This window comes from Bradyrhizobium sp. AUGA SZCCT0158, assembly GCF_018130065.1.
In the GTDB taxonomy this organism is placed as follows: Bacteria; Pseudomonadota; Alphaproteobacteria; order Rhizobiales; family Xanthobacteraceae; genus Bradyrhizobium.
Map to the genome: position 1 here is coordinate 52583 of NZ_JAFCME010000026.1, position 13018 is coordinate 65600.

10 protein-coding genes are annotated in these 13018 nt (G+C 64.9%); 8 read left to right on the forward strand and 2 right to left on the reverse strand.

Translation table 11 applies throughout. From position 1 onward, the window contains the following. Nucleotides 1-36 precede the first annotated feature (36 nt). Complete coding sequence (locus JQ574_RS28425) at nt 37-1410, forward strand: serine protease (protein WP_212210013.1); 1374 nt, start codon at nt 37-39, stop codon at nt 1408-1410. A 7-nt stretch (nt 1411-1417) separates the two neighbouring features. Here the strand turns inward: JQ574_RS28425 and ggt are convergent, their stop codons facing one another. Both ggt and mutM read right to left on the reverse strand, forming a co-directional pair. Continuing rightward, nucleotides 1418-3094, reverse strand: coding sequence for a gamma-glutamyltransferase (gene ggt, locus JQ574_RS28430; protein WP_212210014.1), 1677 nt, complete (start codon nt 3092-3094; stop codon nt 1418-1420). Nucleotides 3095-3143: 49 nt separating this feature from the next. Beyond that, nucleotides 3144-4028, reverse strand: a complete 885-nt coding sequence (mutM, locus tag JQ574_RS28435; RefSeq protein WP_212210015.1) for a bifunctional DNA-formamidopyrimidine glycosylase/DNA-(apurinic or apyrimidinic site) lyase — start codon at nt 4026-4028, stop codon at nt 3144-3146. Between the two features lie 79 nt (nt 4029-4107). Here mutM and ubiE point away from each other — a divergent pair, with 79 nt between their 5' ends. The 7 genes from ubiE to JQ574_RS28470 all read left to right on the forward strand — a co-directional run bounded on the left by ubiE (nt 4108) and on the right by JQ574_RS28470 (nt 13015). Further along, nucleotides 4108-4869, forward strand: a complete 762-nt coding sequence (gene ubiE, locus JQ574_RS28440; protein WP_212210016.1) for a bifunctional demethylmenaquinone methyltransferase/2-methoxy-6-polyprenyl-1,4-benzoquinol methylase UbiE — start codon at nt 4108-4110, stop codon at nt 4867-4869. Next, nucleotides 4866-6440: a 2-polyprenylphenol 6-hydroxylase gene (ubiB, locus tag JQ574_RS28445; protein ID WP_212210037.1), complete on the forward strand. Its 1575-nt coding sequence runs from the start codon at nt 4866-4868 to the stop codon at nt 6438-6440. The genes ubiE and ubiB overlap by 4 nt, the downstream gene beginning before the upstream one ends. Before the next feature lie 55 nt (nt 6441-6495). After that, entirely contained in the window at nt 6496-7959 is a 1464-nt protein-coding gene (coaBC, locus tag JQ574_RS28450) for a bifunctional phosphopantothenoylcysteine decarboxylase/phosphopantothenate--cysteine ligase CoaBC (RefSeq protein ID WP_212210017.1), read from the forward strand. Continuing rightward, a complete protein-coding gene (gene dut / locus JQ574_RS28455; protein WP_212210018.1) occupies nt 7956-8414 on the forward strand; it encodes a dUTP diphosphatase in 459 nt (152 codons plus the stop codon). The genes coaBC and dut overlap by 4 nt, the downstream gene beginning before the upstream one ends. Nucleotides 8415-8565: 151 nt before the next feature. Beyond that, nucleotides 8566-11085, forward strand: a complete 2520-nt coding sequence (locus JQ574_RS28460; RefSeq protein WP_212210019.1) for a PAS domain-containing sensor histidine kinase — start codon at nt 8566-8568, stop codon at nt 11083-11085. Continuing rightward, the gene (tsaE, locus tag JQ574_RS28465) at nt 11082-12599 is read left to right on the forward strand and encodes a tRNA (adenosine(37)-N6)-threonylcarbamoyltransferase complex ATPase subunit type 1 TsaE (RefSeq protein WP_212210020.1); all 1518 of its coding nucleotides are present in this window, start codon (nt 11082-11084) and stop codon (nt 12597-12599) included. The genes JQ574_RS28460 and tsaE overlap by 4 nt, the downstream gene beginning before the upstream one ends. 89 nt (nt 12600-12688) lie before the next feature. Next, nucleotides 12689-13015, forward strand: coding sequence for a PilZ domain-containing protein (locus tag JQ574_RS28470; RefSeq protein ID WP_212210021.1), 327 nt, complete (start codon nt 12689-12691; stop codon nt 13013-13015). Nucleotides 13016-13018 lie beyond the last annotated feature (3 nt).

Below are 13018 nucleotides of genomic sequence, written 5' to 3' on the forward strand. Positions count from 1 at the left end.
CCCTCCCGATTCCCTCAGTCTTCCCTGGGATTTGTCATGAGATCGGTGTTTTCAGCAACATTGATGGTCTCGGCCACCATTTTCGCGAGCCTGGGATCGTCAGCTCAGGCCCAGTTGGCGCCGCCGTCGACGGCCGGCGCCAAGCCGAAGCCGGTCACGACGGTGCCGATCCGGCCCGCGCTGCAAAAGCCCGAGGAGACCGCCAACGCGATGTCGCAGGCCGAACGACTGGCGCTGCAATCCGACCTCGCCTGGGTTGGCCAGTACAATGGCGCGATCACCGGCGATGTCAGCGAGCGCATGGTCAAGGCGATCAAGGAATTCCAGAAGAGCCGCGGGGCCAAGGAGACCGGCGTGCTCAATCCGCAGGAGCGCGGCATCCTCGCCGACACCGCCAGGAAGCGACAGGAAAATGTCGGCTGGAAGATCGTCACCGATCCCCTCACCGGCGTGCGGCTCGGCATTCCCTCCAAGCTTGTGCCGCAGCAGGCCAGCGATGCCAACGGCACCAAATGGACGTCACCGACCGGAACCATTCAGATTCAACTGGCGCGGCGCAAGGAAGCGACCCCCACCACGGCCAAGCTCGCCGAGCTGGAAAAGAAGGAAGCCCAGCGCAAGATCGATTACACGGTGGTGAAGCCGGATTTCTTCGTGCTGTCCGGCCTGCAAGGTCTGAAGAAGTTCTATGTGCGCGGCACCTTCAAGGGCGATGAGGTCCGCATCCTTACCATCCTCTACGACCAGGCCACGGAAAACACCGTGGAGCCAGTGGTGATCGCGATGTCGAGCGCATTCAACGCGTTTCCAACCGGCCCGCAGGTCGCAGGCCCCCCGCCGCGCAAGACCGTGGAATATGGCACCGGCGTCGTGGTCAGCGACGACGGCGCGATCATCGCCGACCGCCAGATCACCGACGGCTGCGTCGCGGTCACGATCGCCGGCTTCGGCAATGCCGACCGTGTGGCCGAGGACAAGGAGCACGATCTCGCTTTGCTGCGCATCTATGGCGCGCGCGGACTGAAGCCGCTCAATCTCGCGAGCCCGGCCTCGAAGACGGCGCTCGACCTGACCGGCATTGCCGATCCGCAGAACCAGGGCGGCGGCGGTGCCGTCAGCAGCGTCAAGGCCTCGGTCGCGCAGCTTGGCGGCAACAGCGACGTCGCGTTGTCGCCGCCGCCCGCGCTCGGCTTTTCCGGTGCGGCCGCGCTCGACGGCGACGGCAAATTCGCCGGCATCGCGCTGCTGAAGCCGGTGGTCGTCGCAGGACCGGCGAATGGCGCCGCGCAGGCGGTGCTGGTGACATCAGATGCCGTGCGCGATTTCCTCAAGGCCAATGGCGTCACCGGCGCCAGCGGATCACCGGACGCAAAAGCATCCGTGGTGCGCGTGATCTGCGTGAGGAAGTAAACCTAATTTACGCCAGCCCGAACCTCACACCGGCGCGCGCGAGGCCGCCCGCGATGCCGATCGGTGTGCCGTCGGCTCGCCAGCAGGCTGCGCCCGACATCCGGCCGTCGTCATGAAACTGGATTGCGTTCATGCCACCGGCCACCGTCGGCACCGCCTGCACTCGGTGACCCATGGCTGTGAGTTTGGCGCGAACGCTTTCCGGCACCGCCGATTCCACCTCAAGCGCATTGCCCTCGGTCCAGACCCGCGGCGCCTCGACGGCTTCCTGCAGGCTCATGCCATGGTCGATCAGATTGATCAGCGCCTGCATCGCGCTCGGAAAGATCCGCTTTCCGCCGGGCAGGCCGAGCGCATAGACCAGCTTGCCGTCGCGCAGCGCCATCATTGGCGACATCGAGGTGGTGACGCGCTTGCCCGGCGCCAGCGACAGCGCATGACCGGGCCGGGGATCGTAGAGGTTCATGTAATTGTTCGGCACGGCGCCAAGACCGGGGATCATGATCTTGGCGCCGAACAGATTGTTGATGGTCTGCGTGGTCGCGACCACGTTGCCACACGCATCCGCCGCCGTCATATGCGTGGTGTGCGCGCCTTCGAGCTGCGCGACACGGGCGCTCCATGGCTGCGCGCGGTCCGCATCGACCGCGCGGCGGCGCTCCGCGGCATAGGCCTTCGACGTCAGCCGTTCCACCGGTACGTTGACGAAATCCGGATCGCCGCTCGCCGCTGCGCGGTCGGCGAATGCGATCTTCAGCACTTCGGCGAGGTAGTGGATCGTTTCCGCCGAGCCGAACCCAAGTCGGGCGATATCGTAGCCTTCGAGAATGTTGAGCATCTGCGCGATGTGCACGCCGGAGGCCGCGGGCGGCGGTGGCCCCATAATTTGCCAGCCGCGATAGTCGGCGCGGATTGGCTGGCGCTCGACGGTCCTGTAGGTGGTGAGGTCTTCACGGCTGATGAAGCCGCCGTTCGCCTTCATGTAATCGACCAGGATATCGCCGAGCGGCCCCTGATACAGCGCCGCTGCGCCATGCTGCGAAATGTACGTCAGCGTTTCCGCATATTCCGATTGCACCACCCGCTCGCCGGGTTTCAGCGGCGTCCCCTTCGGCAGAAAAACCGCCGAAATCGCCTTGTCCTTCAGCATCTCAGCCGCGCTGTCGCTGATGCATTCGTGCAGATAGGGCGTCGCGGCATAGCCCCGCGCGGCGTGCTTGATTGCCGGCTGCATCACATCGGCAAGGCTCATGGTGCCGAATCGTTGCAGCGTCTCGCACCAGGCCTTCAGCGAGCCCGGTGTTGCGACCGCTTTCGGGCCGTTGAGGTTTTCGCTGCCGACGGTATCGAACACGTCATGCGCCGAACCCGGCTTTGATCTGTAGGTGTCGGGACGAACCGAAAGCGGCACGGAACTCTGGCCATCGATGAAGCGATGGCTGCCATCCGCAAGCCTGATATGCGCCATGCCGCCGCCGATGATGCCGACCATCATCGGCTCGACCACCGTCAGCGTGAACAGCGTCGCAATCGCCGCATCGATGGCGTTGCCGCCGGCCGCCAGCATCTCGGCTCCCGCGCTCGAGGCCAGCGGATGATTGCTCACCACCATGCCGCGGCTGGAAGTCGCCGGCTGCTTCTGACATTGAAAAGTGGTGGCCGCGCGATCCCGCCAGTTAGTCATGGTGTTTCCTGTTTCTTTGTTGTTGTACGGCAGGGGCGCGTGGCGCGTTTTACTTCTGGCATTTCGGGCACCAGAAGGTCGAGCGGCCGTTCTGGACGAAGCGCCGCACGATGCCGCCGCAGCGCGCGGTCTGGCATTTCTCGCCTTCGCGGTCATAGACCTGGAACGAGTGCTGGAAATAACCGAGCTCGCCTGAGGTCTGGCGATGGTCGCTGATCGAGGAACCACCGGCCTTGATCGCCTGGTTCAAGACATCGTGGATCGAGCCGACCAGGCGCTTGGCGTGTTCGGTCGGTTCGGCCTTCTTCGTCGCCAGGGTTGCGGCGAGCCGGCGCGGCGACAGATGGGCGCGATAGAGCGCTTCGCAGACATAGATATTGCCAAGTCCCGCCACCACGCGCTGGTCGAGCAAAGCGGCCTTCAGGCTGGTCTTCTTGTTGTGGCAGGATTGCGCGAGCATCAACGCGTCAAATTCATTGCCGAGCGGTTCGGGACCGAGCCCTTTCAGCAGCGGCTCATCCTCCAGCGCGTTGCGGGCGATAATCTTCATGTAACCGAAGCGGCGCGGGTCGTTGAACACGACAGAGGCGCCCGATGACATGTGGAACACGACATGATCATGGGCGCGGTCTTCGCTGCGCGGGAGATGGAATTGGCCGGGTGTATTCTTGCTGCCGCCGTTTTCCAGCACGCGAAACGAGCCGGACATGCCCAGGTGCATCAGCAGCACGTCGCCCGAGGTCAGGTCCGCCATCAGATATTTGGCGCGGCGGCCAAGGCCGGTCACGGTCTGGCCCTCCAGCCGCGCGATAAAGTCTTTTTGAAAGGGAAACCGCAGATCTTTCCGCCGGGCTTCCGCCTTGACGATTTTGGCCCCCTCCATGGCGGGTTGCAGGCCGCGGCGGACGGTCTCAACTTCGGGTAATTCAGGCATGCAGGTATTCACCTTATGAAGGTGACGTGATAGCGCCATTGCGGCGGGCGCGCTATGGTCAGGCCATGGAGATAAGTTGATGGATCGGCCGGACCAAACGACGCATTTTGGCTTCAGGGACGTCCCCCTTGGGGACAAGCAGACGCTGGTGAACGACGTGTTTCACAGCGTGGCGTCGCGCTATGATTTGATGAACGATCTGATGTCGGCGGGCCTGCACCGGGCCTGGAAAGACATCATGATCAACAAGCTCAATCCGCCGAAGGGCGATGCGCCGTTCGCACTGCTGGATGTTGCCGGCGGCACCGGCGACATCGCGTTCCGCGCCGCCAAGGCGGCAGGCACGGGCTTCCACGCCACGGTCTGCGACATCAATACCGAGATGCTCGGCGTCGGCCGCAACCGTGCATTGGCGCGGCATCTCGACCAGCAGGTTTCGTTCGTCGAGGGCAATGCCGAGGCGCTGGAATTTCCGGATCGCACGTTCGACGCCTATACGATCGCGTTCGGCATCCGCAACGTGCCGCGGATCGATGCCGCGCTGAAGGAAGCCTATCGCGTGCTCAGACCCGGCAGCAGATTCCTGTGCCTGGAATTCTCCACCGTCGATGTGCCCGGGCTCGACCGGCTCTATGACTTTTTCTCGTTCAAGGTGATCCCGCCGCTCGGCCGCGCCGTGACCGGCGACGCCGAGTCCTACCAATACCTCGTTGAATCGATCCGGAAATTTCCGAGACCCAACGCCTTTGCCGAGATGATCAGCGCCGCCGGCTTTTCGCGGGTGAAATGGGAAAGCCTGTCCGGCGGTATCGTGGCGCTGCATTCGGGCTGGCGTTTGTGATTTCTGCGGCGACCCACATCGCGCGGCTCGTCCGCGCCGGCTTTGTGTTCGCACGCGAGGGCGTGTTCGGCGTGGTCGATCCGAGCCTGGTGCCGCCACCCGGGCAACTGGCGCTCAAACTGGCGCGGATCATCGAGCGGCCCGGCGCCAAATCCGGCCCGCGGCTGTCGCGGGCGCTGACCCGGCTTGGTCCCGCCTATCTCAAGCTCGGACAATTTCTCGCAACACGGCCCGACGTGGTCGGCGTCGCGATGGCGCGCGACCTGGAAGCCCTGCAAGACCGGCTGCCGCCGTTTTCACAGATCGAGGCCGAGGCCGTCATTGCGACATCGCTGGAACGCCCTGTGGCGCAGGCGTTTGCGAGCCTCGGGCCGTCGGTCGCCGCAGCTTCGATCGCGCAGGTGCATCGCGGCGAAGTCGCACGCGATGGCGTTCGTAAATCGGTCGCTGTCAAGGTGCTACGCCCCAATGTCGCCATGCGTTTCCGCCGCGACCTCGCTGATTTCTTCTTTGTCGCGCACAATGCCGAAGCGCATTCGGCTGAAGCGCGCCGGCTGCGGCTGATCGAGGTCATCAACACGATGTCGCGCTCGGTCGCGATGGAGATGGACTTGCGGCTGGAAGCGGCCGCGATGTCCGAGATGGCGGAAAATACGCGCGACGATCCGGATTTCCGCGTGCCGGCCGTGGATTGGGACCGCACCACCCACAACGTGCTGACGATGGAGTGGATCGACGGCATCGCGCTCAACGACCACGCGCGCCTCGCACAAGCGCAGGTCGACCTGCCCGATCTCGGGCGCAAGGTGATCCAGAGTTTCCTGCGCCACGCGCTGCGCGACGGCTTCTTCCATGCCGACATGCACCCCGGTAATCTGTTCCTGGATGACACCGGCCGGCTGGTCGCCGTCGATTTCGGCATCATGGGCCGGCTTGGCCCGAAGGAGCGGCGCTTCCTCGCCGAAATTCTTCTGGGCTTCATCACACGCGACTATCGCCGCGTCGCCGAGGTGCATTTCGAGGCCGGCTATGTGCCGGGCCATCACTCGGTGGAGAATTTCGCGCAGGCGATCCGCGCCATCGGCGAGCCGATCCACAACCGCATCGCCGAAGACATCTCGATGGCGAAGCTCCTGACCTTGCTGCTCGAGGTCACCGGGCTGTTCGACATGCAGACCCGCCCCGAACTGATCCTGCTGCAAAAGACCATGGTGGTGGTCGAAGGGGTGGCGCGCGGTTTCGATCCCAAGCTCGATATCTGGACGGTCGCCGATCCCGTTGTGCGCGAATGGATCGAGCGCAATCTCGGACCCATAGGCCGCATCCAGGGCGCGGTGTCCGGCGCGGGCGATCTTGGCCGCGTGCTGACGGGCCTGCCGGCCATCGCCACGCGCTCGGTGGCGGTGCTGGAGCAACTGGAGAAGATGACCCGGGAGGGCGTCACGCTGTCGCCGGAGACGATTGCGGCGCTGGGCAGGGCCGAGGGGCGCAAGAGCCGCTGGCGCACCGTGGCGCTCTGGATCATCGCGGCGACCTTCATCGGGATTCTAGTGGCCGTCCGGCAAATATGATTGCAATGCATGCATCCTATGCTAGCATTGACATCATGCCTGCCTGGAGCGACCCATGGCCAGCCTCACCATCCGAAAGCTCGACGACGCCGTAAAGGCCTATTTGCGGCTGCGATCCGCCGGCAACGGCCGTTCCGTGGAAGAGGAAGTCCGGGTCATCCTGGGCGAACTCATCCAGGGCCGCCCCGATTTTCCCGGCTCGCCGTCTGCCTCCATGGCGTCGCCTGCGGAAGCCTCCGCGCGCGCGCCGGCGATCGCCGATGCGGCCAATCAGGCCAGCGTCACGCTGATCATCGGTGGCGGCATCGCCGCCTTCAAATCGCTCGAACTGATCCGGCGGCTGAAGGAGCGGCGCATCGAGGTGCGCTGCGTGCTGACCAAGGCGGCGCAGCAATTCGTCACGCCGCTGTCGGCGAGCGCGCTGTCGCATGAGCGCGTCTATACCGACCTGTTCGACCCCGGCAGCGAATTCGACGCCGGTCACATCCGCCTGGCGCGTGAATGCGATCTGATCGTGGTCGCACCGGCGACGGCCGACCTGATGGCGAAGATGGCGCATGGCCATGCCGACGATCTCGCCAGCGCTATCCTGCTGGCTGCCGACAAGCCGATCCTGCTGGCGCCGGCGATGAACCCCTTGATGTGGAACAACGCCGCCACCCGCCGTAACGTGCTGCAGCTGCGGCGCGACGGGGTCACCATGATCGGCCCCAATGCCGGCGAGATGGCCGAAACCAACGAGGCCGGCGTCGGACGGATGTCCGAGGCCGTGGAAATTGCCGCTGCCGCCGTAGACATCCTGCGCCCGCCGCGCCCGCGTCCGCTATTGGGAAAACGCGTGCTGATAACAGCGGGCCCGACCCATGAGCCGATCGATCCGGTGCGCTATATCGCCAACCGCTCGTCGGGCAAGCAGGGGTTTGCGATCGCCGCCGCGGCGCAGGCCGCGGGCGCCGACGTGACGCTGGTGTCCGGCCCGGTGGACTTGCGCGATCCCGCAGGGGTGACGGTGATCCGGGTCGAATCGGCGCGCGACATGCTGCACCGGGTCGAGGCCGCATTGCCGGCGGATATCGCGATCTTCGCCGCCGCCGTGGCCGACTGGCGCGTCGCCAATGAGGGCGAGCAGAAATTGAAGAAGACATCGGCCGGCATGCCGCCGCTGCAGCTGGTCGAAAATCCCGACATCCTGGCTACGATTTCAAAAATGAAGGACAAGCGGCCGCCGCTGGTGATCGGCTTCGCCGCCGAGACCGAGCATCTGATCGAAAATGCCAAAGCCAAGATCGCGCGCAAGGGCTGCGACTGGATCGTCGCCAATGACGTGTCGCCGGCAACCGGCGTGATGGGCGGCGACCGCAACACCGTGCACCTGCTGCAGCGCGCCGGCAAAGAAATCGGCGCCGGTAACATTGCAGTGGACAATATTGAAGTGGACTCCTGGCCGGTCATGACGAAAGAACAGGTCGCGACCGAACTGGTGGCGCGGATCGCAAAATCACTGGAGAAGAATTCGTGAGCGCAACGGTCAAGGTCGACATCATGCAATTGCCGCACGCCGAGGGCCTGGCGCTGCCGGCCTATCAGAGCGCGGACGCCGCGGGGCTGGATCTGCTGGCGGCGGTGCCGGCGGAAACGCCGCTGATCCTCACCCCGGGCAAATATGCGATGGTGCCCACCGGCCTTGCCATCGCCTTGCCCAGGGGATTCGAGGCACAGGTGCGGCCGCGCTCGGGGCTGGCGGCAAAGCACGGCGTCACCGTCCTCAATACGCCCGGCACGGTGGATGCGGATTATCGCGGCGAGATCAACGTGATCCTGATCAACCATGGCGAGGCGCCGTTCCCGATCCGGCGCGGCGAACGCATCGCGCAGATGGTGATCGCGCCGGTCACGCAGGCGCAACTGGTCCAGGTCGACACGCTATCGACCACGGACCGCGGCGCCGGCGGTTTCGGCTCGACCGGGCGCTGAGCGGGAGCGTTATCCGCCCATTTTTGCACAGCCAGATTCACGTTCACGGTCTGGACTCTTACCCACGGAGTCACGTTGGGGATACTCTCACTCGATTCGTGCACGGCGGGGGTTAGCGCCGGGCCTGAAGTCGTGCGTTCTGGGGCAAATCATGTCGGGCGTAGTCGCGGCGATGCGTCGAAACCTGCTGTCGTGCACCTCACTGGCACGTCACGGCATGATTGCGCTCGCCTCTGCTTTATCCCTCGTATCGGAACCGGCCTTGGCCGGCGATTTACCGCTCTCCGAGGTGATTTCGGCCTGGCTCGACCTCAATCAGCAGGAATTCGCGGTCCTGACCACGGCATTGTCGCTGCTCGGCTTTACCGTCGTGGCGGCGATCCTGCTGATGCGCACCCGCGTCAAGGCGACCCGCACCGAGGTCCGCCTGCGCCAGGACATCGCCGATCTGCAGGTGCAGGCCGACCGCTTGCGGGCGCTGCTGTTCGCCGAGCCGCAAGTTCTGATCTCCTGGGCCGCAGGCGACAGCCGGCCCCAGATCAGCGGTGACACCGCGCTGTTGATCTCGCAGGAAGCGTTGCAAAATTCACCGCAGCGGATCCTCGCCTTTGGAACCTGGTTGCCCCCGGAACCGGCGCTGCAGATGGACCATGCCGTCGATGCGTTGCGCGAGGCCGGGGAAGGCTTTCTGCTCAACCTCTCGACCTCGAACGGCCGCGCGATCGAGGCGATGGGCCGCGCCATCGGTGGCCAAGCCGTTGTTCGGATTCGCGAACTTGGCGGGTTGCGCCGCGAACTCGCCGAATCCAACCTGCGCTACAAGACGCTGCAGGAAGAGACCGAGCTGCTGCGTGACTTCGCCGCGGCTGCGCCCTGGCCGATCTGGGCCAAGAGCCCCGAGGGCAATCTGCGCTACGCCAATACGGCCTATGTGCGAGCGACCGAAGGAACCAGCGTCGCCGATGTCGTCCGTCGCAACCTCGAACTTTTGGAAACCGACCAGCGCACCGACATGAGCCGGACCTTGAACGACAGTTCCAGCTTCAGCGCGCGGCTGCCGATCGTCGTCAGCGGCGAACGACGGATCTATGACGTGCAGGCCTTGAAGCTTGGCGGCGGCAGCGCCGGCATCGCGATCGACGCCAGCGAGGCGACCCAGCTGCGCGCCGCGCTGCAGCGGATGGTGGAGGCGCATCGCCGTACCCTCGACCAATTGTCGTCGGGGGTTGCGGTATTCGACGCCCAGCGCCGGCTCGCCTTCTACAACGAATCCTACCGCCGGCTGTGGGGCCTCGATCAGACCTTCCTCGACGGCCAGCCCGACGATTCCAGTGTGCTCGACCGGCTGCGCGCCACGCGCAAACTCCCGGAGCAGCCGGACTTCCGGGCCTGGAAAGCCAAGCTGCACGAGGCCTATCGCGCGGTCGAGCCGGAGACCTACACCTGGTTCCTGCCCGACGGCCGCGCGGTCAGCGTCGTCACCACGCCGAACCTCGAAGGCGGCGTCACCTATTTGTTCGACAATGTCACCGAAAGCCTCGATCTGGCGCGGCGGTTCGACGGGCTGACGAGGGTGCAGCACGAGACGCTCAGCAATCTCGCCGAAGCGGTCGCGGTGTTCGGCAGCAATGGCCGGGTGGAACTGTTCAATCCCGCCTTCGCCAAGATCTGGAAGCTGTCGGAAGAGCAGCTGCGCGAGCAGCCCCACATCGAGACCGTGGAAACCTGGTGCAAGCCGCTGTTCGACGACGCCCTGACCTGGCGCGCATTGCGCGAGGCGATTACCGCGATCGGCAACCGGGCGCAGGTGGCGCTGAAGCTCGAGCGCAAGGACGGCAGCGTGCTGACCTGCATGACCATGCCGTTGCCGGACGGCGCCACCATGCTGACCTTCCAGGACATCACCGACACCGAGAATGTCGAGCGCGCGCTGCGCGAACGCAACGAGGCGCTCGAGACCGCCGACCAGATGAAGGTCGATTTCGTCCACCACGTGTCCTACGAGCTGCGCGCCCCGCTCACCACCATCATCGGCTTCGCGCACTTCCTGAGCGATCCCTCGACCGGTCCGCTGACGCCAAAGCAGGCCGAGTATCTCGACTACGTCACCAAATCCACCAACGCGCTGCTGGCGCTGACCAACAACATCCTCGATCTCGCCACCATCGACGCCGGCGCCATGAAGCTCGAGCTCGGCCCGGTCAACATCGCCAAAGCCATCGAGCAGGCCAGAGAAGGCATTCAGGACCGGCTCGCCACCGACCGCATCGAACTCAGGGTCGACATCGATCCCAGCATCGGCGACTTCACCGGCGACGAACGCCGCGTGGTGCAGGTGCTCTATAATCTGCTCGCCAATGCCGTCGGCTTCTCGCCGCATGATGCAACCGTCAGCATCAGCGCGCGGCGCAACGAGCATCGCGTCATCTTCACCGTCACAGATTCCGGTCCGGGTATCCCGCCCGACGTCAAGGACAAGGTGTTCGACTGGTTCGAGAGCCATTCCAACGGCTCGCGGCACCGCGGCGCAGGGCTTGGTCTGTCGCTGGTGCGCTCCTTTGTCGAACTGCACGGCGGCAAGGTGCGGGTCGATTCGGAGCTCGGCAAGGGCACGACGGTCACGTGCGACTTTCCGATCGACCAGAACGCCCACCGCAACGCCGCCGAATGACCGTATCAGCGACATTCTCGGTGGCGCTCGCGAACGAGACCGCGACCGCGCAACTGATGGCCGATCTTGCGTTGCTGGTTGGCCCGGGCGATGTGATCACGCTGTCGGGCGATCTCGGCGCCGGCAAGACATCCGCGGCGCGGGCGATGATCCGCTATCTCTCCAGCGACGAGACGCTGGAAGTGCCGAGCCCGACATTCACGCTGGCGCAAAGCTATGACCAGCCGTTTCCGATCGTTCATGCCGATCTCTATCGCATCAACGATGCGAGCGAGTTGGAGGAAATCGGCCTGTCGCCGCTGCCTGAGGGCGCGCTGGCGCTGATCGAATGGCCGGAGCGCGCAGCCGACGCGCTGCCGGACGACCGCATCGACATCGCCTTCAGCCATCGTCCCGCGCTCGGATCCAGCGCGCGCGCCGCCGAGTTTACCGGCTATGGCAAGGCGGCGGCGCAGGTCGAAAGGCTCAAGGCGCTGCGCCAGTTCCTCGATACCTCAGGCTTTATGGGAGCGCAACGCGAGCGCATGCCGGGCGATGCCTCGACGCGCTCCTATGCGCGGCTGCATCTGGACGGCACCGCCATCCTGATGAATTCGCCGAAGCGGCCGGACGGCCCGGCGATCTATGACGGAAAGTCCTACAGCGCCGCCGTGCATCTGGCCGAAGACGTCAAGCCGTTCGTCGCCATCGCCAATGGCTTGCGCGAACGCGGCTTCTCGGCGCCGGCTATCCGCCACCAAGACCTCGATGCCGGTTTCCTGATCACCGAGGATTTCGGCCACGCCGGCATCGTCGAAGGCGATCCGCCGCAGCCGATCGTGGAGCGCTACGAGGCCGCGACCGACATGCTGGCGGCGCTGCATCGCGAGCCGCTGCCGGACATCCTGCTGCTGACCTTGCAATCGACCCACGCCATTCCCGTATTCGACACCGAAGCGTGGCTGGTCGAGATGGGGCTGATGCTCGAATGGTACATGCCCGATCGCGGCGTCGAGCCAAGCCAGAAGCTGCGCGACGAATTCGTCGCGATGTGGCGGGACCTCTTGAAGAAACCGTCGGCCGCGCCACGAACCTGGGTGATCCGGGACTTCCATTCCCCCAACATCATCTGGCTCGATGATCGTTCCGGAATCCTGCGGGTCGGCATCATCGATTTCCAGGACGCCGTACTGGGACCTGCCGCCTATGACCTGGTGTCGCTGTTGCAGGACGCGCGGATCGACGTGCCCGAGGCGCTCGAGCTGACGCTGCTGACCCGCTACATCAAGGCGCGGCGCGTAGCCGACAGCAACTTCGATCCGGCCAGCTTCGCCGAGCTATACGCCATCATGTCGGCGCAGCGGAATACCCGCCTGCTCGGCACGTTCGCGCGGCTCAACGGGCGCGACGGCAAGCCGCAATATCTGCGCCATCAGCCGCGGATCTGGACCTATCTTACTCGTTCATTGGCCCACCCGGCCCTGGCGGGTTTTCGCGAATGGTACGCCGCCAACGTGCCGCCGCCGGTCGCCTGATTTACCACTTGTTAGCCAACCCGGCTCTAATCTGGCGAAGCCTATGCTCCGTGCGTGCGAGCGGCTGCTTCAAATCCGGGAATACGGCGATGGCGACATCAGAACGGCGCAAGGGAGATCGCGTCACATTCGAGCGCGGTTATCCGGCGCATATGATGGGCATCGACGGCACCTGGCGGCGCGAATGCGTGATGGAAGACGTCTCCGAGACCGGCGCCAAGCTGACGGTGGAAGGCTCCGTCGAGGGTCTGCACCTGAAGGAATTCTTCCTGCTGCTGTCGTCCACGGGACTGGCCTACCGCCGCTGCGAACTGGCCTGGGTCAATGGCGACCAGATCGGCGTCAATTTCCTGAAGCAGGGCGACAAGAAGAAAAAGACGGCCGGCAAGCGCGGCGCGGAGACCGCCGGAGCATGAGTC

Excerpts from the sequence above, each read along its gene's own strand:
- JQ574_RS28425 (WP_212210013.1), top strand. The coding sequence starts at position 37 with ATGAGATCGGTGTTTTCAGCAACATTGATGGTCTCGGCCACCATTTTC.
- ggt (WP_212210014.1), bottom strand. The coding sequence starts at position 3,094 with ATGACTAACTGGCGGGATCGCGCGGCCACCACTTTTCAATGTCAGAAG.
- mutM (WP_212210015.1), bottom strand. The coding sequence starts at position 4,028 with ATGCCTGAATTACCCGAAGTTGAGACCGTCCGCCGCGGCCTGCAACCC.
- ubiE (WP_212210016.1), top strand. The coding sequence starts at position 4,108 with ATGGATCGGCCGGACCAAACGACGCATTTTGGCTTCAGGGACGTCCCC.
- coaBC (WP_212210017.1), top strand. The coding sequence starts at position 6,496 with ATGGCCAGCCTCACCATCCGAAAGCTCGACGACGCCGTAAAGGCCTAT.
- JQ574_RS28460 (WP_212210019.1), top strand. The coding sequence starts at position 8,566 with ATGTCGGGCGTAGTCGCGGCGATGCGTCGAAACCTGCTGTCGTGCACC.
- tsaE (WP_212210020.1), top strand. The coding sequence starts at position 11,082 with ATGACCGTATCAGCGACATTCTCGGTGGCGCTCGCGAACGAGACCGCG.
- JQ574_RS28470 (WP_212210021.1), top strand. The coding sequence starts at position 12,689 with ATGGCGACATCAGAACGGCGCAAGGGAGATCGCGTCACATTCGAGCGC.